This is a genomic window from Halomonas sp. M1, assembly GCF_029581375.1.
Taxonomy (GTDB): domain Bacteria; phylum Pseudomonadota; class Gammaproteobacteria; order Pseudomonadales; family Halomonadaceae; genus Vreelandella.
The window spans coordinates 17,991-39,804 of record NZ_CP121119.1 but is presented as its reverse complement, the minus strand read 5'-3'; the positions used below and the strand labels follow the sequence as shown (position 1 = coordinate 39,804).

At 53.2% G+C, this 21,814-nt stretch carries 22 protein-coding genes; 7 read left to right on the top strand and 15 right to left on the bottom strand.

Translation table 11 applies throughout. The annotated features are described in order from the left end of the window. Positions 1 to 7: 7 nt before the first annotated feature. From sufT to P8S54_RS00165, 6 genes are all read right to left on the bottom strand, one after another. Entirely contained in the window at positions 8 to 577 is a 570-nt protein-coding gene (gene sufT, locus P8S54_RS00190; RefSeq protein ID WP_281442731.1) for a putative Fe-S cluster assembly protein SufT, read from the bottom strand. Positions 578 to 599: 22 nt separating this feature from the next. Continuing rightward, positions 600 to 1,865 carry a cysteine desulfurase gene (locus P8S54_RS00185; RefSeq protein WP_281442730.1) on the bottom strand — a complete coding sequence of 422 codons (1,266 nt, stop codon included), beginning with the start codon at positions 1,863 to 1,865 and terminating at the stop codon, positions 600 to 602. 14 nt (positions 1,866 to 1,879) lie between these two features. Continuing rightward, on the bottom strand, positions 1,880 to 3,220 hold the full coding sequence (sufD, locus tag P8S54_RS00180) for a Fe-S cluster assembly protein SufD (protein WP_281442729.1): 1,341 nt from the start codon (positions 3,218 to 3,220) through the stop codon (positions 1,880 to 1,882). Continuing rightward, a complete protein-coding gene (sufC, locus tag P8S54_RS00175) occupies positions 3,217 to 3,966 on the bottom strand; it encodes a Fe-S cluster assembly ATPase SufC (RefSeq protein ID WP_009099566.1) in 750 nt (249 codons plus the stop codon). The genes sufD and sufC overlap by 4 nt, the downstream gene beginning before the upstream one ends. A gap of 72 nt (positions 3,967 to 4,038) precedes the next feature. Further along, complete coding sequence (sufB, locus tag P8S54_RS00170) at positions 4,039 to 5,481, bottom strand: Fe-S cluster assembly protein SufB (RefSeq protein ID WP_009099565.1); 1,443 nt, start codon at positions 5,479 to 5,481, stop codon at positions 4,039 to 4,041. Positions 5,482 to 5,558: 77 nt separating this feature from the next. Beyond that, positions 5,559 to 6,023, bottom strand: a complete 465-nt coding sequence (locus P8S54_RS00165) for an SUF system Fe-S cluster assembly regulator (RefSeq protein ID WP_281442728.1) — start codon at positions 6,021 to 6,023, stop codon at positions 5,559 to 5,561. Positions 6,024 to 6,299: 276 nt separating this feature from the next. On the opposite strand from P8S54_RS00165, the gene P8S54_RS00160 reads away from it, so the two are divergent. Then, the gene (locus P8S54_RS00160) at positions 6,300 to 6,503 is read left to right on the top strand and encodes a putative motility protein (RefSeq protein ID WP_009099562.1); all 204 of its coding nucleotides are present in this window, start codon (positions 6,300 to 6,302) and stop codon (positions 6,501 to 6,503) included. Between the two features lie 124 nt (positions 6,504 to 6,627). On the opposite strand, the gene P8S54_RS00155 is transcribed toward P8S54_RS00160, so the two are convergent. From P8S54_RS00155 to P8S54_RS00140, 4 genes are all read right to left on the bottom strand, one after another. Further along, positions 6,628 to 6,969 carry a zinc ribbon domain-containing protein YjdM gene (locus tag P8S54_RS00155; RefSeq protein ID WP_281442727.1) on the bottom strand — a complete coding sequence of 114 codons (342 nt, stop codon included), beginning with the start codon at positions 6,967 to 6,969 and terminating at the stop codon, positions 6,628 to 6,630. A gap of 72 nt (positions 6,970 to 7,041) precedes the next feature. Then, positions 7,042 to 7,518 carry a YbhB/YbcL family Raf kinase inhibitor-like protein gene (locus P8S54_RS00150; protein ID WP_281442726.1) on the bottom strand — a complete coding sequence of 159 codons (477 nt, stop codon included), beginning with the start codon at positions 7,516 to 7,518 and terminating at the stop codon, positions 7,042 to 7,044. Between the two features lie 62 nt (positions 7,519 to 7,580). Then, a complete protein-coding gene (locus P8S54_RS00145; protein WP_281442725.1) occupies positions 7,581 to 8,150 on the bottom strand; it encodes a hypothetical protein in 570 nt (189 codons plus the stop codon). Positions 8,151 to 8,178: 28 nt separating this feature from the next. Then, complete coding sequence (locus P8S54_RS00140) at positions 8,179 to 8,553, bottom strand: DCC1-like thiol-disulfide oxidoreductase family protein (protein ID WP_009099553.1); 375 nt, start codon at positions 8,551 to 8,553, stop codon at positions 8,179 to 8,181. 72 nt (positions 8,554 to 8,625) lie between these two features. On the opposite strand from P8S54_RS00140, the gene P8S54_RS00135 reads away from it, so the two are divergent. Both P8S54_RS00135 and P8S54_RS00130 read left to right on the top strand, forming a co-directional pair. Beyond that, on the top strand, positions 8,626 to 9,087 hold the full coding sequence (locus P8S54_RS00135) for a flavodoxin family protein (RefSeq protein WP_281442724.1): 462 nt from the start codon (positions 8,626 to 8,628) through the stop codon (positions 9,085 to 9,087). 171 nt (positions 9,088 to 9,258) lie between these two features. Then, complete coding sequence (locus P8S54_RS00130) at positions 9,259 to 10,347, top strand: histone deacetylase (protein WP_281442723.1); 1,089 nt, start codon at positions 9,259 to 9,261, stop codon at positions 10,345 to 10,347. Positions 10,348 to 10,409: 62 nt separating this feature from the next. Here P8S54_RS00130 and fadA read toward each other — a convergent pair whose 3' ends face one another. Both fadA and fadB read right to left on the bottom strand, forming a co-directional pair. Next, complete coding sequence (gene fadA / locus P8S54_RS00125; RefSeq protein ID WP_035540594.1) at positions 10,410 to 11,591, bottom strand: acetyl-CoA C-acyltransferase FadA; 1,182 nt, start codon at positions 11,589 to 11,591, stop codon at positions 10,410 to 10,412. 20 nt (positions 11,592 to 11,611) lie between these two features. After that, on the bottom strand, positions 11,612 to 13,786 hold the full coding sequence (fadB, locus tag P8S54_RS00120; RefSeq protein WP_281442722.1) for a fatty acid oxidation complex subunit alpha FadB: 2,175 nt from the start codon (positions 13,784 to 13,786) through the stop codon (positions 11,612 to 11,614). 283 nt (positions 13,787 to 14,069) lie between these two features. Here fadB and P8S54_RS00115 point away from each other — a divergent pair, with 283 nt between their 5' ends. Next, complete coding sequence (locus tag P8S54_RS00115) at positions 14,070 to 15,224, top strand: DUF5924 family protein (protein WP_281442721.1); 1,155 nt, start codon at positions 14,070 to 14,072, stop codon at positions 15,222 to 15,224. 75 nt (positions 15,225 to 15,299) lie between these two features. Then, positions 15,300 to 15,752, top strand: a complete 453-nt coding sequence (gene slyA / locus P8S54_RS00110; protein WP_281442720.1) for a transcriptional regulator SlyA — start codon at positions 15,300 to 15,302, stop codon at positions 15,750 to 15,752. A gap of 33 nt (positions 15,753 to 15,785) precedes the next feature. On the opposite strand, the gene P8S54_RS00105 is transcribed toward slyA, so the two are convergent. Then, the gene (locus P8S54_RS00105; protein WP_281442719.1) at positions 15,786 to 16,325 is read right to left on the bottom strand and encodes a preprotein translocase subunit YajC; all 540 of its coding nucleotides are present in this window, start codon (positions 16,323 to 16,325) and stop codon (positions 15,786 to 15,788) included. A gap of 146 nt (positions 16,326 to 16,471) precedes the next feature. Here P8S54_RS00105 and P8S54_RS00100 point away from each other — a divergent pair, with 146 nt between their 5' ends. Further along, the gene (locus tag P8S54_RS00100) at positions 16,472 to 16,924 is read left to right on the top strand and encodes a universal stress protein (RefSeq protein WP_009099538.1); all 453 of its coding nucleotides are present in this window, start codon (positions 16,472 to 16,474) and stop codon (positions 16,922 to 16,924) included. Between the two features lie 64 nt (positions 16,925 to 16,988). Here the strand turns inward: P8S54_RS00100 and P8S54_RS00095 are convergent, their stop codons facing one another. Then, positions 16,989 to 18,908 carry an ATP-binding cassette domain-containing protein gene (locus P8S54_RS00095; RefSeq protein ID WP_281442718.1) on the bottom strand — a complete coding sequence of 640 codons (1,920 nt, stop codon included), beginning with the start codon at positions 18,906 to 18,908 and terminating at the stop codon, positions 16,989 to 16,991. Between the two features lie 154 nt (positions 18,909 to 19,062). Here P8S54_RS00095 and P8S54_RS00090 point away from each other — a divergent pair, with 154 nt between their 5' ends. Further along, on the top strand, positions 19,063 to 20,076 hold the full coding sequence (locus tag P8S54_RS00090; protein ID WP_281442717.1) for an AraC family transcriptional regulator: 1,014 nt from the start codon (positions 19,063 to 19,065) through the stop codon (positions 20,074 to 20,076). A 17-nt stretch (positions 20,077 to 20,093) separates the two neighbouring features. Here P8S54_RS00090 and P8S54_RS00085 read toward each other — a convergent pair whose 3' ends face one another. Then, the gene (locus P8S54_RS00085; RefSeq protein ID WP_281442716.1) at positions 20,094 to 21,746 is read right to left on the bottom strand and encodes a fatty acid--CoA ligase; all 1,653 of its coding nucleotides are present in this window, start codon (positions 21,744 to 21,746) and stop codon (positions 20,094 to 20,096) included. Positions 21,747 to 21,814: the final 68 nt, after the last annotated feature.

Sequence of the window (21,814 nt, the reverse complement as noted above, 5' to 3'; positions counted from 1 at the left end):
GCCGGGGTTAGAACATGCCGAGCTCAAGCTTGGCCTCATCGCTCATCATGTCACGGCTCCAGGGAGGACTGAAGACAATCTCAGTGTGCACCTTATTGATTTGCGGTGCGCCTAAAATTTTATTGCGTGCATCAGCGGCTATCACATCCCCCATACCACAGCCTGGGGCGGTCAGCGTCATTCGGATGGTGACCATACGCTCACCGCTGATTAATCGCTCAAGGCGGCAGCCATACACGAGCCCCAGGTCAACAATATTAACCGGTATCTCAGGGTCGAAACAGGTGCGAAGCTGTTCCCACACAAATGCCTCAATTTCGTCGTCACTGGCACTGTCCGGCAGCGTGGGCCGCGGTAACGGCTCTAGTCCCAACGCATCTAAGTTTCGCCCCTCAATCAGGTAGAGCCGACCTTCAAAACCCACGCTCACCGTACTGCCCTTGGCTTGCATGACGCTCACTATACTGTCTTCAGCCAAGGTATCCGTTTTACCAAACGGAATAGCAATGGCCTCAACATCACGCTGGAGCGGCAATTTCTGGCCTCGTTCGAGACTGGCAACTTGCTCGATATCCATAAATGTCCTTTAGTGACCGCCCTTAACGTACCATGCCAATGACACGATTAAGCGCTGCGACAAATATATCCACCTCTTCGAGGGTATTATACGCAGCAAACGACGCACGACACGTGGCATCCACGCCAAAATGATGCAAAAGCGGTTGGGCGCAGTGGTGACCAGTGCGAATAGCCACGCCTAACTGATCAATTAGCAGACCTATATCCTGAGAATGGGCACCCTCGACCACAAAGGAGAGCACCCCTGCTTTATGCGGAGCAGTGCCTAAAATACGCAGCCCCTCCACCTCGCCAACTGCTTGGGTAGCATGATCTAACAATACGCCTTCCCAGGCACTAATCGCCGCAACGCCCACGCTTTCCATCCACTCAAGCGCACGGCCTAAGGCAATCACTTCGGCGATGGCGGGCGTGCCTGCTTCAAACTTATGAGGGATCTCAGCGAACGTTGTACCGACATCGAAGGAGACCGTTTTAATCATCTCTCCGCCGCCCTGCCAGGGAGGCATAGCGTCTAAGAGTGCTTTTTTGCCATAGAGCACGCCAACACCGGTGGGGCCGTAAACCTTATGACCCGAGAACGCGTAGAAATCAGCATCGATATCTTGCACGTCTACCTGCTGGTGGGGCGTTGCCTGGGCGCCGTCGACCAGGATCAGCGCACCGTGCTGATGGGCAAGCGCTGCCATCTCTTTCACCGGGTTAATCGTACCCAGCGCATTGGAGACGTGATTCACCGCCACCAGCTTAGTGCGCTCGCTAAGCAGCGCGCGGTAAGCCGCCATATCCAACGCGCCCTGGGCATCAACAGGAATCACTTTAATAGTGAAACCCCGCTCAGCCGCTAGAAGTTGCCAGGGTACGATGTTGGAGTGATGCTCTAGCAGCGAAATCAGCACCTCGTCACCTGCGGCCAACGCAGTGCGCCCCCAGCTTTGCGCCACTAGATTGATCGCTTCGGTGGTGCCCCGAGTGAAGATAATTTGACGCGCGTCTTCCGCATTGAGAAAAGCCTTCACCCGGTGGCGAGTACCCTCAAACGCCGCCGTGGCTTCATCCGCCAGGGTGTGCAGGCCACGGTGAATATTAGCGTTGTAACGCGAATAGTAGTCGTTAAACACCTCAATAACTTGTCGAGGCGTTTGGCTAGTCGCTGCGTTATCGAAATAAATCAGCGGCTTGCCATGCACTTCCCGGTTCAATATTGGAAAGTCTTCACGCAACGCTGTTACATCAAAGGGGGCGCTTGTACGAGCTAACGGTTTCTCAATCACGGAATGGGGCATCGATAGCTCCTTAATTAATCGTTGAGCGAAACGGCCGCTTCCACCAAGCCTGCTAAGTTAAAGCGCTCTGGCAATTTACCCGCCACAGCCAGTTCAACCCGCTCGGCAATTATGTCAAGCGCTACTTGCTCAAGCACTTCCCCGGCAAACGCTAAGGTCAACAGGCCTCTGGCAGTTGCCTCATCAATACCACGGGTCCGCAGCGCATAGATCGCCTCTTCGTCTAGCTGACCTGTGGTAGTGCCGTGGGAGCACTTCACGTCGTCAGCGTAGATTTCAAGCTCGGGCTTGGCATCGATCCGTGCACGGTCAGAAAGCAACAGGTTCTGATTGCTCTGGAAACCTTCAATCTTCTGGCTATCGCGCTTCACGTAAACTTTGCCGTTAAAGACGCCGTGAGCACGGTCATCGAGAATGCCTTTATAGTTCTCATTGGAGAACGTTAGCGGCGCATTGTGGTTCACCTTGGTGTGGTTATCCACGTGCTGGCGGCCCTGGCCGAAAAACAGCCCATAAAAATTGGTTTCCGCCCCCTGACCGTTCAGATCACTGATAAGGTCATTGCGAACTAATGCACCACCCAGGTTCAGATTGTATGAGCTGTAGCGAGTATCGCGGTTTTGCTCCACATGGATACTTGCCACGTGCATATCACCCAGGGGTGCTTCCTGCAGCTTGTAGTGGTTCAGAATCGCGCCGCGATCAAGCATCAGCTCGGCTACTACGTTGGTGAAATTAGCCGCATCGGCTTCACCGGCGTAGTGCTCAATGATCGTTGCTTCGCTGCGCCCTGCCGCTTCTACCAAAATGCGCGGGTGGCACATAACGGGCGAGCCAGCGCGAGATAGAAACTGGAGCAAGATAGGTTTTTCTACCACGGTGCCCGGGGCAATACGAACCACGGCACCCTCTTCCGTAAACGCCGTGTTAAGCGCTGCGAACGCGGAGAAATCAACCCCAGTCAAACGGCCCAGCGGCCCACCAACGGCTTCGTGGTTCTCGCTCAGCGCTTTGGAAAGTGGCATTACCTGAACGCTACTCGGCAGCGCTTCCAAATCCGATAGTGCCGACGAAAATACGCCATCCACAAAGGTCAGCCGATAGGCATCTAGCGGGAGTGTTAGCGTGGCGGCAGTCGCCTGGGAGAACTCTGCGTTATCTGCTAAGGCAAAGTTACCCTGGGCGATAGTGCGAACGTCAGTATATTTCCACTCTTCATCGCGACGGGTAGGAAAACCCAAGGCTTCAAAGCGCGCGGCACCGGCTTGACGGCGCGCAGCGATCCAAGTGGGCTCCGCGCCGCGCTGTTGGCTACGCACTTTTAGCGTGTCCAAAAACGTTTGCGTATCGCTCATGCCACAGACTCCTCAATACCTTCGTAACCGTTAGATTCCAGCTGCTTGGCAAGCTCAGCGTCACCGGTTTTAACAATGCGCCCATCGACCAGGACATGCACTTTGTCAGGCACGATGTAATCAAGCAGGCGCTGGTAGTGGGTCACCAAAAGAATGGCTCGCTCTGCGCCGCGCAGGCTATTTACGCCGTCTGCGACAACTTTCATGGCATCGATATCAAGGCCTGAGTCAATCTCGTCCAGCATGGCTAGCTTGGGCTGAAGCACCAGCATTTGCAGAATTTCGTTGCGCTTTTTCTCGCCGCCAGAGAAGCCTTCATTCACGGCACGCTGTAGAAAGCTGGCATCCATTTTCATGTAGCCAAGCTTCTCTTTTACCAGCTTCATAAACTCGGGGGCAGGCATTTCGCCTTCGCCGCGGGCCACGCGCTGAGCATTGAGGGCAGACTTCAGTAGGTAGATATTTTTCACCCCTGGGATTTCCACCGGGTACTGAAAGCCAAGCAACAACCCCGCCTGGGCGCGCTCTTCAATTTCCATTTCCAGCACATCTTTACCGTCAAAGGTAATGGTGCCCTGGGTCACTTCGTAGCCGTCTTTACCGGCAATCACCGCCGACAGCGTGGATTTACCGGCGCCGTTAGGGCCCATAATGGCGTGCACTTCACCTGCATTGATGGTGAGCGTAAGGCCTTTGAGGATTTCTTTACCATCGACGGTGACGTGTAAATCATTAACTTGCAACATAGTAATCGCCTTATAAATTCTTTCGGGTCGCTGTCGCGACGCGCTTAAATAATTTGCATTGAACGGAATCGGTTATCCCACTGCGCCTTCCAGCGTCACGCTGAGTAAAGCTTCAGCTTCAACCGCGAACTCCATCGGCAACTCTTGGAATACATCTTTACAGAAACCGTTAACAATCATGCTGACCGCATCTTCCTCAGAGATACCGCGACTCTGGCAGTAGAAAAGCTGGTCTTCACCGATTTTTGAAGTGGTCGCTTCGTGCTCGATGGTCGCGGTACTGTTGGCAATTTCCTGGTAGGGGAAGGTGTGTGCGCCGCATTTGTCGCCGATCAGCAGCGAATCACACTGGGTGAAATTTCGAGCACCCTTGGCACGAGGACCAATTTTAACCAGGCCACGGTAGGACTGATTGCTTCTGCCCGCTGAAATACCTTTGGAAACAATGTAAGAACGGGTGCCTTCACCAATATGAATCATTTTGGTGCCCGTATCCGCCTGCTGGCGACCATTCGTCACCGCGACGGAGTAAAACTCACCAATGCTGTCTTTACCGCGCAGTACGCAGGAGGGGTATTTCCACGTAATCGCCGAACCGGTTTCTACTTGAGTCCAGCTAATACGTGAGCGATCGCCGCGGCAGTCGCCACGCTTGGTCACGAAATTATAGATACCGCCCTTACCGTTTTCATCACCGGGGTACCAGTTCTGAACCGTGGAGTACTTGATGTAAGCATCATCCAGCGCCACGAGCTCTACCACTGCGGCGTGGAGTTGGTTTTCATCGCGCATCGGCGCAGTACAGCCTTCCAGGTAAGAGACCTGCGCGCGGCTTTCGCAAATAATCAGCGTGCGCTCAAATTGACCGGTGTTGGCAGCATTGATACGGAAGTAGGTCGATAGCTCCATTGGGCATTTCACGCCTTCAGGCACGAATACAAATGAGCCATCGGTGAATACCGCAGAGTTCAGCGCAGCGAAGTAGTTATCAGCCACCGGCACAACCGTACCCAGGTACTGTTTAATCAGCTCAGGGTAATCACGGATCGCTTCTGAAATAGAACAGAAAATAACGCCCGCTTCAGCCAGCTCTTTTTTGAACGTAGTGGTTACTGAAACCGAGTCAAAAACCGCATCTACTGCAACCCCCGCCAGCGCCGCACGCTCATGGAGCGGGATACCCAGCTTCTCATAGGTTTCAAGCAGCTTGGGATCAACCTCGTCCAAACTTTGGGGACGGTCTTCAGGGCGTTTGGGCGCACTGAAATAGGAAATTGACTGGTAGTCGATGGGCGGATAATCCAGGTGTGCCCAGGAAGGCGACTCCATCTTTAACCACTGACGATACGCGTCCAGGCGCCACTCCAGCATCCACTCCGGTTCACCTTTCTTATTCGAAATAAAGGCGATGGTGTTTTCATCCAGGCCAGGTGGCAGGGTGTCGCTTTCAATATCGGTTACAAAACCATCTTTGTATTCGCGACGAACCAACTGTTCCATTTCTTCGCTTGCCATGGTGATACCCTCCGGGGCAGTTGGGTGGCGAGGCTAGCTCACCGTCAATGAGTAATAAAGTATGCTTGCTGCGCTTACTAAGCAGAAGCAGCTGACAGATTGATAGTTTGAATAGGTAGCTGAACGGGTAATTTTATGGGCGTAGTGTCCGCCAAGTGCGCCAGTGTTACGCTCTCAAGCAGCGTTCGAATAGCGAGCGAGACACGCTGCCAGTTATCTGCCACCCCGCAGGTAGCCGCTAGCTCGCACTCGCCTTCTGCTTGGCTGCACTCGGTCATCGCCACCGGCCCTTCAATAGCTGAAATGATTTCAGCTGCCGTGATGTGCGATGCCGGGCGTGCCAACCGGTAACCGCCTTGGGCACCGCGCTGGGACTCCAACAAACCAGCTTTCACCAGCATTTTGAGCGTTTTGCTAACCGTTGGGTGAGGAAGCTGCACCGCCTCTGCCAAACCAGCCGCTGTATGCGAATCATGGGGATAGCGGGCAATTTGCGCCATTACCACCGCTGCATAATCTGTCAGCCGAGAAAGCTTAAGCATGTGGACTCCCGTTCGCCGTCATATTTGGCTTAGCCATTAATTGGGTACCATTTTAGTCCTGTATAAATTTGATGTGAAGCCCTAGAGCAAAATCGTTATCAATTTGTACAAAATAACAGCACGTTCGACCCTAATCGCATCAAAAACAACAATCATTATCATTTAAAAAAGCTATTACTGACGTCTTCGGTTTACACCGATGCACAACGCCTGATAGCGTCATGTATGATAAATGTCGTAATTGCGTTGGGCATTGAGAGATGAAGAGGAGGCATTATGGATTCGGCGGTTAACAATATGGTAAGCGCATCAATGGCGTTGCAGCAGGTACAGGTCGCACAGCAGGCTCAGCTCAGCGTTTTTAAAGATGCGCTTGATGGTCAGGCAGCGCATATCACAGCGCTAATGGACACTATTTCGTTGGAGCCCCAGTTAGCAACAAGCGGCAGCGTGGGCACGCTCATTAACACCACTGCTTAAGCAGTTTTTTGGCAGTTGAATCTGGTTGATAAACACAAAATAGCCCCTTACGTTAAGGGGCTATTTTTATGTACCTATACACTATATTTTCAGGCTCTCAACGTGCCAATCGAATATTTTAGTATTAAGCTTTTTTAACAAACTCTGACTTCAGCTTCATTGGGCCTATGCCATCAACTTTACAGTCAATATCGTGATCTCCATCGACTAACCTGATGCTTTTCACCTTAGTACCCACTTTAACGACCAGCGAACTACCCTTCACCTTTAGATCTTTAATCACCGTCACACTGTCACCATCGGTAAGTAAGTTACCGTTGGCATCGCGAACACCAGTATCTATGTCTTCTGCACCTTCTTCTGCTACTTTCGACCACTCGTTGCCACACTCTGGGCAAACGTACTGCAGGCCATCGTCGTAGGTAAACTCTGAGGCACAAGCAGGACAGTTAGGTAAATCACTCATGTAAGGCTCCAGCGCAAAGAAAGCGATGGAGCCTACACGGCTTAAGCAAAATGCTCCAGCCAAGAGCTTCAATCACTCCCTATGAAAAGTACCGACCAAACGGTTCATGCCTAGCAGGTTCGGCTCAACTTCTTTAAGCAGTTCAGCCAACGTTAACCCTTCTGGCAAGTTTGTTTGGTGATCCAATGCCAGCACCCAGAAGTAGTACAGGTGGGGACCATGGCCTTCGGGTGGCATGGGGCCACCATAACCCTGATTACCAAAATCGTTGGTACCCGCTGTGCCCACCGCCGTTTTCTCAGTTAGCTCAACCAAGTCGCCCGGCAAGTTATACAACACCCAATGAACAAAGCCGTAGCTACCCTCTTTAACTAATGGTGCATCTGGGTCATGGCAGATCACCGCAAATCCTTTGGTACCTTCTGGCGCGCCCTGCCAAGCCAGCGCTGGTGAGATATCGTCTCCGGCGCCAGTATATTGAGCGGGAATCGCCTGATGATTCCCAAACGAACCGCTAGTGACCTGCATTGAGGATAGTGCAAATGCCATGTTGCTCTCCTTTATTGCCAATGTCGTGACCGTCGTTAGCGCTATTGAATGTAGCCAAGGTACTAGGGGGAATCCAGTTGGGCGGCGTGCCGCTGCCACCACTGCCGGGCAATCTGAGTATTTTCGGCATTTCCAGCAGGGTCTAAGGTGGTTGTCAATTGGACATAGTCACCCCGAGTCCTGGCCATCAACAGCGTGTCTTGAGTCGCTAACTGAAGTGCATAAAGCGCCAGCATTAGCTCATACTCATCCTGTGTATTGAGTCGTGCAAACAACAATGGAACGGCTGGCTTGCCAATTTCCCCTAGCCGCTCAGCGGCGATGTACCACGTGCGGGGGTTATCACGGTCTCCGTAACTGGAAACAAAACGCCTGTCTGCCAATCTGCTAACATAGTAAGCCGCTTCTTCTTCGGGGCTTATAAACAGAGGCGGTACCCAATCTGTGGCTGAACCCGTGCCTGAATGGCTTGGCTGGCTCAGCGCAGAGCGTGGTGTTTCCGGCGACACGGGTTCGGCTATCGGCTCAGAAGGCTGTTGCTCGGAGGTAGCGGACTGCCCTGCACACCCCGCTAACCCAGCCACCAACATGCATGCCCCCGTAAGCCTCATCCATTTAGCCTGTTGCTTCATCGTTCAATTCCCTGTTAAGTCTCTACACTTATTCAGACCAGCGCCCTTCCCGCTTTAAGCGCCGCTGCACCCATCGATCATAATACCAGCGCAGCCCCGCTTTAATGCCAGGCAAACCTATGAGCCAGGCGATGGGGCGAAAAAGGGGAATACGCGCCATCAGCAGTTGATAGGCCTCTATTCCTTCGATGATACAGCCATCGGCTTTTTCAACATGCAACGAACGCAGCGCCGCCTCTGGCGCCACCCCTTTTTCACGTAACGCCTGCTGATGCTCAGTCACATCGCACCACTTTATATCCTTGGCACGCTTGCCTGCCCAGCGCTCAAATCGGGCGCGGTCTTTACGGCAGCCGGGGCAAATACCATCGTAGTAGACGTTGATAAACGCATGATTAGGCATATAGGCTCTCGTTAAGGCTGTGCCTAATAGTGTGGCACTTCCGCCACGCGACGCAACTCAGCAGGTTTGACCATGAAACGTCTATTAATCATTGCCCATGCGCCTTCAGATAACACCCAAAAAATGTATCAAGCTGTTATCAGTGGCGCGTCTGATTCCAGAATAGAAAATGTGGAAGTGGTCTCTCTTAGTCCGCTTGAAACACAGCCAGAGCATATTAACTCAGCCCACGCCATCATACTGGGGACAACCGAAAACCTGGGGTATATGGCAGGCTTGATGAAGGATGTGTTCGATCGATGCTACTACCCATGCTTGGAGAAAAACGAAGGGCTACCGTTCGCCTTTTATGTGCGAGCCGGTCATGATGGCACGGGAACCCGCCGCGCGATTGAGGGTATTACCACGGGAATGCGCTGGCGATTAGTGCAAGACCCTCTTATCTGTAAGGGTGACTTTCAAGCAGCTTTTCTTGACCAGTGTGAAGAGCTAGGAATGTCGATGGCTGCCAGCCTCGAAGCCGGCATTATCTGAGAAAAATGGAAACATACGTCTAAATTTAACGTTTAGTGTCGATAACCACATTGTATAACGCTGATAAGCCTGCCTTACTGTAAAAAAGCATGGCGCGCTCGTTGCAGCAGCAACTGACGATACGGCCAACGCCATTGCTAATATCCAACGCATGTATTTCAGGTAGCTATTATGCATAAAGTCATCGCTTTTTATGACGATCGCGTACTGGCTCACGAGCCTAACATTGACGCAGATTTTTTACCGGAGCGGATTGATAAGCGCATTCGTCACCTCCTGGCAGGACTGCCTATTCCATGGAAATATCCCGAGCACCCTGGCCGCTTAAAGGCCATACAACTGCTGCTTGAGAAAGCACCCATTAAGGGCCTGAAAATCGAAGGCGGAAAAGCCGCCACTGCTGAACAATTAGCCCGTGTCCACACTACCTCCTATTTAAGCGACATTTTTAGCTTAAGGGGCAAAAATGCTTGGCTGGATGTGGATACCACGGCGGTGTCACCCGGCAGTGTTGATGCCGCCGAGGTCGCCGCAGGAACCGCGATTGCCGCCGTAGAAGCCGTTATGGAGAAACGCACCCAGAGTGCGTTCGCCCTCATTCGCCCGCCCGGCCATCATGCCGAGCCCGTACGTGCCCGGGGGTTTTGCTTATTTAATAACGTTGCTGTTGCTGCGGCCCATGCACGCAGCGCTTTAGGCTGTGAGAGAGTGCTGATTATTGATTGGGATGCCCATCACGGTAACGGTACACAGGATATCTTTTGGGCCGACCCTGACGTGATGTTTTTCGATATACACCGCGCTGCCCCCTTCTATCCAGGCTCAGGCCACCTGGAAGAGGTCGGTGCTGGTCTAGGGGAAGGCACGACCATCAATGTGCCGCTACCCGCCGGGGCCGGGGATGAGGCTTACCTCAAAGCGTTTCGCGATATTCTGGCGCCAGCGGCCGCGTGGTTTAAACCCGATATTATTTTAGTCTCAGCGGGCTTTGACCCGCACTGGCACGATTTAGCACTGAATGTTTCCTACGAGGGGTTTGGCGCCCTAACGGGGGCCCTACAACAGTTAGCCGACCAGCACTGTGATGGCCGCTTGGTGTTTGTACTGGAGGGTGGCTATAACCTGGAATCGCTGGCCAACGGCACCCGAGCAGTACTTGCCGTCTTAGCGGGTAATGCCGTGCCTGTCCCCGATACCTGCGGTATTGCGGAAGTCCAAGCGGCCGCTGACTTTCATCGTAATGCGTTTCAAACGAAATAACCGAGCGGCAATAAAAAACGGCACCCTTACTTAGGTGCCGTTTTGGTTGGAAAACGCTGTGTTTATTTCAAACGTTCAAACACGGTCGCTACCCCTTGCCCCATACCGATACACATAGTGGCAAGGCCAAGAGTAGTGTCGCGCTGCTGCATAACATTAAGCAGCGTGGTGCAAATGCGCGAGCCTGAACAGCCCAGCGGGTGGCCCAGAGCAATGGCACCACCATGCAGGTTAACTTTTTCGTCCATGGCATCAAGGAAGCCCAGGTCTTTCAGGACCGGTAAGCCTTGAGCCGCAAACGCTTCGTTAAGCTCAACGGTTTGAATATCCGCAGCCGATAACCCTGCCGCTTTCAGCGCTTTCTTAGACGCAGGCACTGGGCCGTAACCCATGATGGAAGCATCACAACCAGCCACACCCGTTGAGAGCACTTTCGCAATCGGCTCAAGCCCCAGGGCTTGGGCACGCTCGTAGCTCATTACTGCCATGGCTGACGCCCCTACCGACAGCGCCGATGACGTGCCAGCGGTAACGGTACCGTTGCGCGGGTCAAATACTGGTTTGAGATTTGCCATAGACTCCAGGCTCGCCTCAGGACGAATCACTTCGTCGTTTTTAACCAGTACTTTAAAGCCGCGTTGGTCATGACCTTCGACGCCAATAATTTCGTTATCGAAGTAACCCTTCTCCATCGCTGCCTGGGCACGCTGGTGAGAACGCACGCCAAACTTATCCTGATCTTCACGCGAAATGCCATGCATCTTACCCAGCAGCTCAGCGGTCAGGCCCATCATCATCGCGGCTTTTGCAGCGTGCTTACTGGCGGCAGGGTTAACATCAACGCCGTGAGCCATGGGCACGTGCTCCATGTGCTCTACCCCACCAATCACGTAAAAGTCGCCCATGCCTGCTTTAATATTGGCAGCGGCGATGTGCAGCGCGGTCATTGAGGAGCCGCACAAACGGTTTACGGTCTGCGCAGGCACCGAACGCGGAATGCCGGTCATAATCGCGGCATTACGAGCGATGTTCATGGACTGCTCAAGGGTCTGGTTAACGCAGCCCCAAATCACATCATCCACTTCGGACGGGTCTAGGTTGGCGTTGCGAGCAAACAGTGCCTGCATCACCGCAGCGGACAGGTTCTCAGCGCGTACATTACGGAACGCGCCGTTTTTAGCTTTCGCCATGGCGGTACGTACACCGTCAACCACCACGATATCTCTTGGGTTCAAACTCATCATCTATCTCCTATGCGTGGTGGTTAGGCCTGGTTGCCAGCGTAAAATTGCTCATTATTTTGAGCCATCTGGCGCAACTTCTCAGTCGGCGCATACAGCGGGCCTAACTCATCCGCAAGGTTTTCAGCCAGCTTCACAAACTCAGCAACGCCCATCGCATCGATGTAGCGTAGCGCGCCGCCGCGGAAGGGAGGGAAACCAATACCGTAGATCAACGCCATATCAGCTTCAGCAGGCGTCTCAACAATGCCATCTTCCAAGCAGCGAACGGTTTCCAGGCAAAGCGGTACCATCATGCGAGCAATGATGTCTTCATCAGTAAACTCTTTCTGCTCTTTGACGACGTCTTTGACCAGCGCGTAGGCCTGCTCGTCGGTGACTTTCTTCGGTTTGCCTTTCTTGTCTTCCTCGTAGGCGTAGAAGCCTTTATCGTTTTTCTGGCCCAGGCGTTTGTTGTCGTACATCACCTGAATAGCAGTTTTGCCATCCCGTGCCATACGATCGGGGAAGCCCTCGGCCATCACTTCGTTAGCGTGAACAGCAGTATCTAAACCTACGACGTCCAGCAGATAGGCGGGGCCCATGGGCCAACCGAACTTCTCCATTACCTTATCAACACGCTGGAAGTCAGCCCCCTGCTCCACCAGGAAGCTGAAACCACCGAAGTAAGGGAACAGTACGCGGTTAACCAGGAAGCCAGGGCAGTCGTTAACTACGATGGGGGTTTTGCCCATGGCACGCGCATAAGCAACCGTTGCCGCCACAGCAGCGTCTGAGGTCTTCTCGCCGCGGATAACTTCAACCAGCGGCATACGGTGTACCGGGTTGAAGAAGTGCATGCCGCAGAAGTTTTCAGGACGCTTAAGGTTTTTCGCCAGACGATTGATGGAAATCGTCGAGGTGTTAGACGTCAGAATGGTATTTTCGCTGACTAGGCCTTCCACTTCGGTCAGTACAGCGTCTTTGACTTTGGGGTTTTCAACCACGGCTTCAACCACTAGGTCGACGCTGTCGAAATCACCGTAAGAGAGCGTAGGACGAATATTGGTCAGCTTCTCGGCCATCTGCTCGACCGTCATCTTTTTACGCTCAACCTGCTTGGAGAACAGTTTACGCGCTTCTTTCAGGCCCAGCTCAATCGCTTCCTCATTGATGTCTTTCATTACAATGGGTGTGCCTTTACTGGCGCTTTGGTAGGCAATACCACCGCCCATAATACCCGCACCAAGCACTGCCGTTTGCTTAACCGGCTGCGACTGTTTCTCGTATTTGCTGCCTTTCTTCTTAACCACTTGGTCGTTAAGGAACAGACCCACCAAGTTAAAGGCAACGCTGCTCAGCGCTAGCTTGGCAAAGGCTTTTGCCTCAATAGCTTGAGCACGGGCACGGGTTTCACCTGCGCCTTTTTGGATAACTTTGATTGACTCTACCGGCGCTGGGTAGTGGGGGCCAGCCTTACCGGCTACAAACCCTTTGGCGGTTTCAAACGCCATCATTTGCTCAATTGCGTTGAGGTTGAGCGGCGCTTTCTTTTCATCACGGCGCGCTTGGTAATCAAGCTCACCGGCATTGGCACGGTCAAGTATGTCTAGCGCGGCTTCTTCGAGAAGCTCGTGGGCCACAACCGCATCCACTGCGCCAACCTTAAGCGCAGCGTTAGCACGGTTTTCCGTACCACCCGCAATCCATTCGATAGCGTTATCAGCACCAATCAGGCGAGGTAAGCGAACACAGCCACCCCAGCCAGGCAAGATGCCAAGTTTGGTCTCAGGCAAGCCAATTTTGGCTTTTTCACTCATTACCCGGAAGTCGGTGGTCAGCAGCACTTCACAACCGCCACCTAACGCTAACCCATTGATCGCCGTGACGGTGGGGAAAGGCAGGTCTTCAATGGCGTTGAAGATATCGTGTACCTTGAGGTTCATCTCAACCAGGTACTCTTCGCCTTTATCAAATAGGCTATGGAACTCAGTAATATCGGCACCGACGATGAACGCCTCTTTGCCACTACTGATGACTAAGCCCTGTAAACCGCTTTCGCCTTGAAGCGCTTTAACGGCTTCCCCCAGCTCGGCGACTACACCGCTAGAAAGTTTATTGACGGACTCACCTTTCAAATCGAAAGTGAGTTTTGCGATGTCATTGCCACCTTGGGTATCACGACGCTCCACCGTGATGGCATTGCCTTGATAGATCATCCGCGCTCTCTCCACAAGTTCGGGCCGGCGCCTTATTTCGGGCCTGCCTCGCATTTCATACGGTCGTTTGATTGCATAAGCTTGGTTGAGTTACTCAAGAACGTCAAGCCCTGACTTTCGGCTAACATGCTTAGCGGCTATTAACATGGTTAGCGGCTATGACTTAGCGTGGCGTGCGACGTTCAGTAGAAAAGCCTCGCCTTAACGCTAGATAACCTGACACCATGCGATGTTCGCTCTAAACCTAACACCATCATGCTGTTTTACTGTGAGTCACCCTGCTATGAGCGCCCTGCTTACCCCTTCGCGTATTACCTCTCTACAAAATCGCGTTGAGCGCTTGGTCGAGCGCTTTAAACCATGGAGCTGGCTGTGGCCGCCAATGGCTTTTGCGGCAGGCCTGGGCAGTTTTTTCCTTGTTGACCGCCAGCAGTGGCTGGGGGTGGTATTGGCGCTAGGGCTTCTCTTCGCTTGGCTGCTGCTACTTTCAGAAGGCTTAATTAGCCGTTGGCTTGCAAAGCGCGGGCACCCCACGTTGCCCCAGGGCGTCACTACGTTTATCGCCCAAATGATTCACCAAGAAACGCTCTTCTTTACCCTACCGTTCATTTTAATCACTACCGTGTGGAATAGCGGTCAAACGTTATTTGCCGCACTGGTAGTTGGCATGGCGGCGTTATCGATCATTGATCCGCTCTACTACAAGCTAGCGGGTCGCTGGCGTAGCCTCTACTTTATTTTTCATGCCCAGTGCGTCTTTTTGGTCGTCCTAGTGATTTTGCCGATCATGCTTCACCTCACGACCCGCCAAAGCCTGCTATTGGCGCTTGTAATAACCGTACTCGTGGCACTGCCTAGCTTTTGGCATTTACTGAACAAGCGCTCGCTAAAGGACTGGTGCCTATTTTTTGGGCTAACGATGGTGCTAGCGTATGCCGCATGGTTTGGTCGTATTTGGGTGCCGCCTGCAAGCCTATGGATGACCAGTAGCGCGCTGTCGCCGGCCTTTAACGTTCAACAGCGCCAGCCGCAAGGCTCTATTGCGCTTACACCACAGGCATTACAAGCCAACGGCCTATACGTTTATACCGCCATAAGGGCGCCCCGGGGCTTAAGCGAAACGATCTACCATGCGTGGCACCACAACGGAACGCTTATCGATCTGGTGGAGCTTTCAATTAATGGGGGGCGTGAACAGGGCTACCGGGCCTGGAGCCAAAAACTCAATTTCCCCGCAGACCCCTCGGGTAACTGGCGCATCGATATCATGACCGATGGCGGACAGCGATTAGGCTTACTTCGCTTTAACGTATCAGATGCCCCGGGCGAGGCCTCTATTGCTGACGGCCATATTAACCCCAGCGGTTTAAGCGGCCTCAATTTACGCCGTTTTATTCCTGGAAGAAGTAGCGACGTCGAGGCGTCAAACGGGAACTGAATGACAGAACACCTTGCATTCAGCGGTTCAGCTAATGACAATTCCTCTACTTACACTTACTGGTAGCCAATTGCTATGCCGTCATCCATTGGTTTTCGTCTCGCCCGCTTGCCGCACTTGTGGCGCTCTATCATCGACCGCAGGCTAGCCCCACTGGGGCTAACACAAACCCGCTGGGTCACGCTTTACCATCTTTGGAAACTTGGGGAAGGCAACCCTCAGTGCGATCTTGCCCGTGCGATTGGGGTTGAAGCCCCTTCATTAGTGCGCACCCTTGGCCAGTTGGAAGAGCAAGGCTTGGTAGAGCGCCGCGCCTGCGATAATGATCGCCGCAGTAAACGCATCTACCTGACCCCGGCTGCCATGCCGCTGCTTGAGCAAATAGACAGCGTCGTTCAAGAAGCACGCAAAGAGATGCTGGCAGGGCTGGGTGAAAATGAGCTGGAAAAACTAGATGGGTGGCTTGGGCTAATTGAGTCTAACGGGCTTGCCATACAAGCACGAGACCAAGGCACCCCCAGCGAATAAACGATGAATAGCGCCGCGACTAGCCGCTACGTACTAAAAGCGGCGCTCTGGGTGTTGAGTGCCTAATGGCTTACTAACGGGTTTGTCAGATAGCCCGCCGAGTGCACTTTTCAGCTGGTTAAAGTCATCTAAGTAGGTGCTAAATCGCTCGGCGTTTTGAGACTCCCACCACCATAGGGTAAGCGAGCGCGGAGTAGATTCGATAACTAGCGCATCTTGGGGCAGACGTTCCAACAGTGCCTTGAAGGGTTCGGTGGCGTTATCGGGTAGCGTTCGTAACGGCGCGATGCGCCACCGCCACCCAGCGTGATAAAGCTCAAGTGCTTCGCTGGCACTTCCCTCCCTTAGCAAAACAAATGTCGGCCCAGGCGCATCCTGCGGATAGTACCAGCGGTATGCCGGCATGGTGCCGCGAAAATGATGCAACGGGGGCTTATCCATTTTAATGGTCACCCCTTGTTTTCTGGCGCTATCACGCAGGGCCATCTGGCGCTTCTGCTTAGGGCTTGGCTTAAGCCACATCACCGGCGCGATCACGAACATCAATATCAAAACGATGATTAACCATTCCATTCTAACCCCACCCTTTTCGGACAAAATGCGTTAGCTATCTGAAAAAACCATGATACAGGTCGTTGTTAAGAGAGCCTTTGAAGCCTAAAGTAAAGAGCATCTAACAAAGTTTCTTCTTTGTTACTTATCGCTAAAGGAGAACAGCCATGAGCTATCGCCACATTCTAGTAGCCGTTGATTTAACCAAAGACTCGCACAAGATTTTAGAGCGTGCTGTGGCTATCGCCGAGCGTAACCAAGACGCTAAAATTTCCATCATGCATACGCTTGAGCCCCTGGGCTTCGCTTACGGCGGCGATATCCCCATGGACCTTACCAGCATTCAAGACCAGTTAGACGAGCACGCTAAAAAACGCCTTGCTGAAATTGCATCGCCGCATATTTCTCAAGCCAATCAGCATGTCGTGGTCGGCATGCCAGACACTGAAATCCACCGCTTTGCCGAAGAGCACGATGTTGATTTAATCGTGGTAGGTTCACACGGTCGGCATGGGTTTGCCCTGCTACTTGGCTCCACATCCACTGGCGTTCTGCACGGTGCTCAGTGCGATGTACTTGCGGTGCGTGTGGGTAAAAAAGGCGAAAAGAGCGACGAATAAACTGTTAGCGCTTAACAGCCAGTTACAAGGCGCCCATTATGGGCGCCTTGTTTGTTGTGCGGCACTACTCGCCGTTAGCCATGGCCTCTAGCTCCATCCAGCGTTCCATAGCCACTTCCAGCGCTTGCTGCACGCCTTCCAGCTGTTGCAGCTTGGCGGTCACCCTACTGGCGTCCTGCTGGTAAAAATCAGGATTGCCTATTTCTTGCTCTAATGCCTCAACCTCACTTTCCAGCCGCTCTATTTCACCAGGCAACGTATCTAGTTCCCGCTGCAGTTTGTAGGAGAGTTTAACGGCTTTCTTAGCAGGCTCAGGAACGGGCGGCTCAGGCGTTTTTTCCACCGCTTTGCTGGTCGGTTCGGTATTCTGGCGCGCTGCGCCATCCCAGGGCGCCGGTGGTAACTTGCCCCCTTGACGAATCCAATCCGTGTAGCCACCGACGTACTCCCGCACACAGCCCTCGCCTTCGAAGGCCAGCATGCTGGTGACAACGTTATCCATAAACGTCCGGTCGTGGGAAACCAGGAGCAGCGTGCCGTCGAAATCGAGCAGCAGCTCTTCAAGCAGCTCCAATGTTTCCATATCCAAGTCGTTGGTCGGCTCATCCAGCACCAGCACGTTGGCAGGCTGCGTAAACAACTTGGCCAGCAGGAGCCGATTGGATTCACCGCCGGAAAGTGCTTTCACCGGTTGGCGCACACGGTCCGGTGTGAACAGGAAGTCCTGAAGGTAGCTCATCACGTGGCGATCTTTCCCGCCAACGCTGACCCGATCGCTGCCTTGGGCAACGTTATCGTAAACGGTTTTTTCCAGCTCCAGGCCGGCACGCAGCTGATCGAAGTAGGCCACCTGCAAATTGGTGCCCAACTGGACGCTACCTTCGGTTGGCGCAAGCTCGCCTAGCAAGATTTTCAGCAGCGTGGTTTTTCCGGCGCCGTTGCGACCAAGGAAGCCGATACGGTCACCGCGCATTACTTCAAGGTTCACATCACGCAGAATGACTTCATCTCCAAATCGCTGCGTGACGCCTTTCAGCTCGACTACCCGCTTGCCGGTGCGCTCGCCGCTATCTACGTTGAGATTGGCCGTGCCTTGACGCTCTCGGCGCTGGCTGCGCTCTACGCGCATTTGCTCAAGCTCGCGCACTCGGCCTTCGTTACGGGTTCGCCGCGCCTTGACACCTTGACGAATCCAAACTTCTTCCTGGGCCAATTTCTTGTCAAATAGGGCGTGCTCGCGGGCTTCTACTTCCAGCTCGTGCTGCTTACGCTCTTGATACCCAGCGTAGGTACCCGGGTAACGACCCAACTTTCCTCGGTCTAGCTCAAGGATATTGGTCGCCAATTTAGATAAAAAAGCCCGGTCGTGGGTAATCAGCAATACCGCGCCGTTAAAGGCTAACAGTTGCTCTTCCAGCCACGCGATAGTGTCTAGGTCCAGGTGGTTGGTAGGCTCATCCAGAAGCAGCAGGTCAGGCTCTGAAACCAGCGCACGCGCCAACGCAACGCGGCGGCGCCAACCGCCGGAAAGCGCGCTCATTTCGGCTTCGGGCGGCAGCCCTAAGCGGGTGAGAACGACATCAATACTCTGATGAAACGACCAGCCGTCAATAGCCTCAATGCGGGTTTGCAGCTTGGCCATACGATTCATATCAGGGTCGGGGTCATTGATTAAGTGCTGATATTCAGACAGCAGCTCCCCTGCCTCAGGCAACCCTTGGGCGACCATATCAAAAATAGTCATACCGGAAGACTCTGGCAGCTCCTGGGCCAGCACGCCGATTTTCAAACCCGGCGCGCGCCAAATCGAGCCATCATCGGCTTGAATATCGCCCGCCACCAATTTCAACAACGTTGACTTACCGGTGCCGTTGCGCCCGACCAGCGCCAGCCGCTCGCCTTTTTCAACCGTTAGGTCGGCGCGGTTAAGTAGTACTTGGGTGCCATAAGCGAGTTGCAGCTGTTCGAGTCGTAACAAGGTCACGCAGTATCCTCCTTCGTCGTGAGGCGCACAGTGTAACGCATGCACTGCATAAGAGGGGCAACCTTGTAGAGGCGAAGATGACATCGTGATAACGTCATGTGAATATTCGACAATCATTACGTAGCGTCTGGGACGTTATTGGGGCAGGTGTGCAGTGACAGTGACTGTTTCGATGCACTTCGTTAACGAACTGCTGTATGGCTTACCAGACAGTGTGCAGTCTCAAAGCCGTTATTTAGAACAGGCGGGTATTTCTCCTTTTTTGTTAAGCGCGCCTAACGGGCGGGTGACGGTTGAACAATTTGCTGAGCTTTATCGACTTATTGCCCTTGAGCTAGACGACGAGACACCGCGTTTTTTTTCACGCCCGCTGCGCTGCGGCACCCTGAAACTACTCTGTTTAAGCTTGTTAGATGCCCCCACGCTGCACGTCGCCTTGCACCGCTATACACAGTTTTTCAGAATCATGCTGGACGATTTTAGTTATGCTTTTTCTGTTAACAATGGCGTGGCGCGCATGGCGTTAGTTGAACATACCCCCCTTTCGGGTAGCCGCATTCTAGTTCATGAGCTAATGCTGAAGCTGTTCCACGGCATTGCTTCGTGGATGATCGCCCGCAAAATCCCCCCTGTATTAATGGAGTGTAATTACGCGCCGCCCTCCTATAACGCCGACTACCTTTATTTCTATCCTGGTAAGGTGCGTTTTAATCAACCCCAAACTGCCATGTCGTTTGATCAATCGCTATTGAATCACCCTATCCGACAAACCAAACAGCACTTAGGCGCGTTTTTACAGCGCGCCCCGGCCGACTGGTTTTATGTCTCGTTTGAAGAGCAGCTGTTAACTCACCGGGTGCGCGAACATCTAAGGCGACATTTACCTGCGGCGGCCAACGTTGCCCATGTTGCCGACGCGCTGCATATGTCGGTGCGCACGTTGTCACGCCGACTAAAATTGGAAGGCACGCATTTCCAAGCGGTAAAAGATGAATTTCGCCGCGATTATGCGGTTCAGGCTTTAACCCGCAGTGCTCAGCCGCTTACCTCTATTGCCGATACGCTCGGGTTTGAAGACTTAGCCTGTTTTAGCCGCGCATTTAAGCAGTGGACCGGTAATTCGCCCGCCGCCTACCGAAAAGCGCGTGCAGCGAGCGTCAAACAGTAATTCCTTATATTTTTCCCTTATATTTCTGTTCGAATGCGCTTTTTATCCAGTTTGCCGACGCTGGTTTTAGGGATTTCATCGACCATACGAATAAGCGATGGAATGCCCCAGCGGTTGATAGCGCCCTGCTCGACGAACTGCTCCATAAAGGCTTGCACCTCCTCTGCCGTGGGCGGGTTCTTCAGATCGCTGGGCACCACTAACGCAGCCGGGCGCTCACCCCATTTATCATCGGCAACGCCAATCACAGCCACCTCAGCAACGCCTGGGCACTGGCTGATATAGCTTTCCAGCTCAAGCGATGAGAGCCACTCCCCGCCGGTCTTAATAACATCTTTAATGCGGTCACTAATGGCTAAGAAGCCGTGCTCGTCAATGGAGCCCACATCGCCCGTATGTAGCCAACCATCACGCCATAACTCTTCGCTGCGCTTTTCTTCTTTATAGTAGGCCTGAGTGAGCCAGGGTGCTTGGGCACGTACTTCGCCGACACTTTGGCCATCATGGGGTAGCGGTTTGCCGTCGGTATCGACCACTTGCAACTTCACCAAGGGCACTGGTAGGCCAGCCTTGCAGCGCCAAGGAAGCTGGGTATCGAAGTTCGCCTCACCCACCTCACGGGGCAGAATATCCGCCGTGAGCAGCGGGCAGGTTTCCGACATGCCATAGGCGCTGCGCGTATCAATACCCAGCGACCAAGCACGGCTGGCCAGCGCTTGAGTGAGAGCACTGCCGCCTACCAGCACTTTCCAGCCACTTAGGTCTACTTTTTTCGACGCAATCGCATCCGCACTGACCACCATATTCAGCAGCGTGGGAACGCAGTGAGAAAAATCGACCTTTTCACTGACCAGCAGCTTGACCAGCATCTCGGGCTCGTATTTGCCCGGGTACACCTGGGTGGCCCCCATCAGTGTGGCGGTATAGGGCACGCCCCATGCATGCACATGGAACATCGGCGTGATGGGCATGTAGACCTTGTCACGATTGAGCAGCTCAAAGCCCGGCGCCTGGAAGGTACTGGCTTCACCCAAGGTATGCAGCACTAACTGTCGATGCGTAAAAAACACCCCTTTGGGATTACCGGTAGTGCCTGTGGTGTAAAACAGCGTGGCCACGGCATTTTCATCAAAGATAGGGAAATCGTAATGACTGGGTTGCTCACTTAATAACGCCTCAAACTCCCCCACCAGAGGTAACGACGTGTTGACGTCTCTCGCCTCCTCCTGGCACAGCATGTAACCGTGAATATTGGGTAACTTATCCGCTAGAGGCTCAAGCAGTGGCACAAAGTCTTCGTGCACCAGTACGAACACATCTTCGGCGTGCTCCATGGTGTACAGAATCTGCTCGGGCGCTAAGCGCACGTTCACCGTGTGTAGCACAGCGCCAATCATGGGAATGGCGAAGAAGCATTCAAGGTAGCGGTGGCTGTCCCAATCCAGAACGGCCACCACATCACCTGCTTTTACGCCCTTTGCCGTTAGCGTATGGGCAAGCTGATGCACCCGTTCACGAAAACGTCGGTAATCGTGGCGGCACTGGTCGCGATAAACAATTTGGTTGTTACCCGCCATACGCACGCCTGACTCAAGCAAGTCGCCGATTAACAGTGGCGAATTAGTGGCGGAAGGCGTTGGAGGAATAATCTTGGGCGTTATCGTCGACATAAATACTCACCTTTTTGATTGTGTTGGCAAAATTAACCTATGCGTTCAAGAAGTAACCTTTACGCCTG

Bases quoted from the DNA above. Each gene is read 5' to 3' on its own strand.
- P8S54_RS00085 (WP_281442716.1), bottom strand. From the start codon at position 21,746: ATGTCGACGATAACGCCCAAGATTATTCCTCCAACGCCTTCCGCCACT.
- slyA (WP_281442720.1), top strand. From the start codon at position 15,300: ATGCCGTCATCCATTGGTTTTCGTCTCGCCCGCTTGCCGCACTTGTGG.
- sufD (WP_281442729.1), bottom strand. From the start codon at position 3,220: ATGAGCGATACGCAAACGTTTTTGGACACGCTAAAAGTGCGTAGCCAA.
- P8S54_RS00160 (WP_009099562.1), top strand. From the start codon at position 6,300: ATGGATTCGGCGGTTAACAATATGGTAAGCGCATCAATGGCGTTGCAG.
- sufT (WP_281442731.1), bottom strand. From the start codon at position 577: ATGGATATCGAGCAAGTTGCCAGTCTCGAACGAGGCCAGAAATTGCCG.
- P8S54_RS00140 (WP_009099553.1), bottom strand. From the start codon at position 8,553: ATGCCTAATCATGCGTTTATCAACGTCTACTACGATGGTATTTGCCCC.
- P8S54_RS00150 (WP_281442726.1), bottom strand. From the start codon at position 7,518: ATGGCATTTGCACTATCCTCAATGCAGGTCACTAGCGGTTCGTTTGGG.
- P8S54_RS00105 (WP_281442719.1), bottom strand. From the start codon at position 16,325: ATGGAATGGTTAATCATCGTTTTGATATTGATGTTCGTGATCGCGCCG.
- sufB (WP_009099565.1), bottom strand. From the start codon at position 5,481: ATGGCAAGCGAAGAAATGGAACAGTTGGTTCGTCGCGAATACAAAGAT.
- P8S54_RS00130 (WP_281442723.1), top strand. From the start codon at position 9,259: ATGCATAAAGTCATCGCTTTTTATGACGATCGCGTACTGGCTCACGAG.
- P8S54_RS00135 (WP_281442724.1), top strand. From the start codon at position 8,626: ATGAAACGTCTATTAATCATTGCCCATGCGCCTTCAGATAACACCCAA.
- P8S54_RS00115 (WP_281442721.1), top strand. From the start codon at position 14,070: ATGAGCGCCCTGCTTACCCCTTCGCGTATTACCTCTCTACAAAATCGC.
- fadA (WP_035540594.1), bottom strand. From the start codon at position 11,591: ATGATGAGTTTGAACCCAAGAGATATCGTGGTGGTTGACGGTGTACGT.
- fadB (WP_281442722.1), bottom strand. From the start codon at position 13,786: ATGATCTATCAAGGCAATGCCATCACGGTGGAGCGTCGTGATACCCAA.
- P8S54_RS00100 (WP_009099538.1), top strand. From the start codon at position 16,472: ATGAGCTATCGCCACATTCTAGTAGCCGTTGATTTAACCAAAGACTCG.
- P8S54_RS00155 (WP_281442727.1), bottom strand. From the start codon at position 6,969: ATGAGTGATTTACCTAACTGTCCTGCTTGTGCCTCAGAGTTTACCTAC.
- P8S54_RS00165 (WP_281442728.1), bottom strand. From the start codon at position 6,023: ATGCTTAAGCTTTCTCGGCTGACAGATTATGCAGCGGTGGTAATGGCG.
- P8S54_RS00145 (WP_281442725.1), bottom strand. From the start codon at position 8,150: ATGAAGCAACAGGCTAAATGGATGAGGCTTACGGGGGCATGCATGTTG.
- sufC (WP_009099566.1), bottom strand. From the start codon at position 3,966: ATGTTGCAAGTTAATGATTTACACGTCACCGTCGATGGTAAAGAAATC.
- P8S54_RS00185 (WP_281442730.1), bottom strand. From the start codon at position 1,865: ATGCCCCATTCCGTGATTGAGAAACCGTTAGCTCGTACAAGCGCCCCC.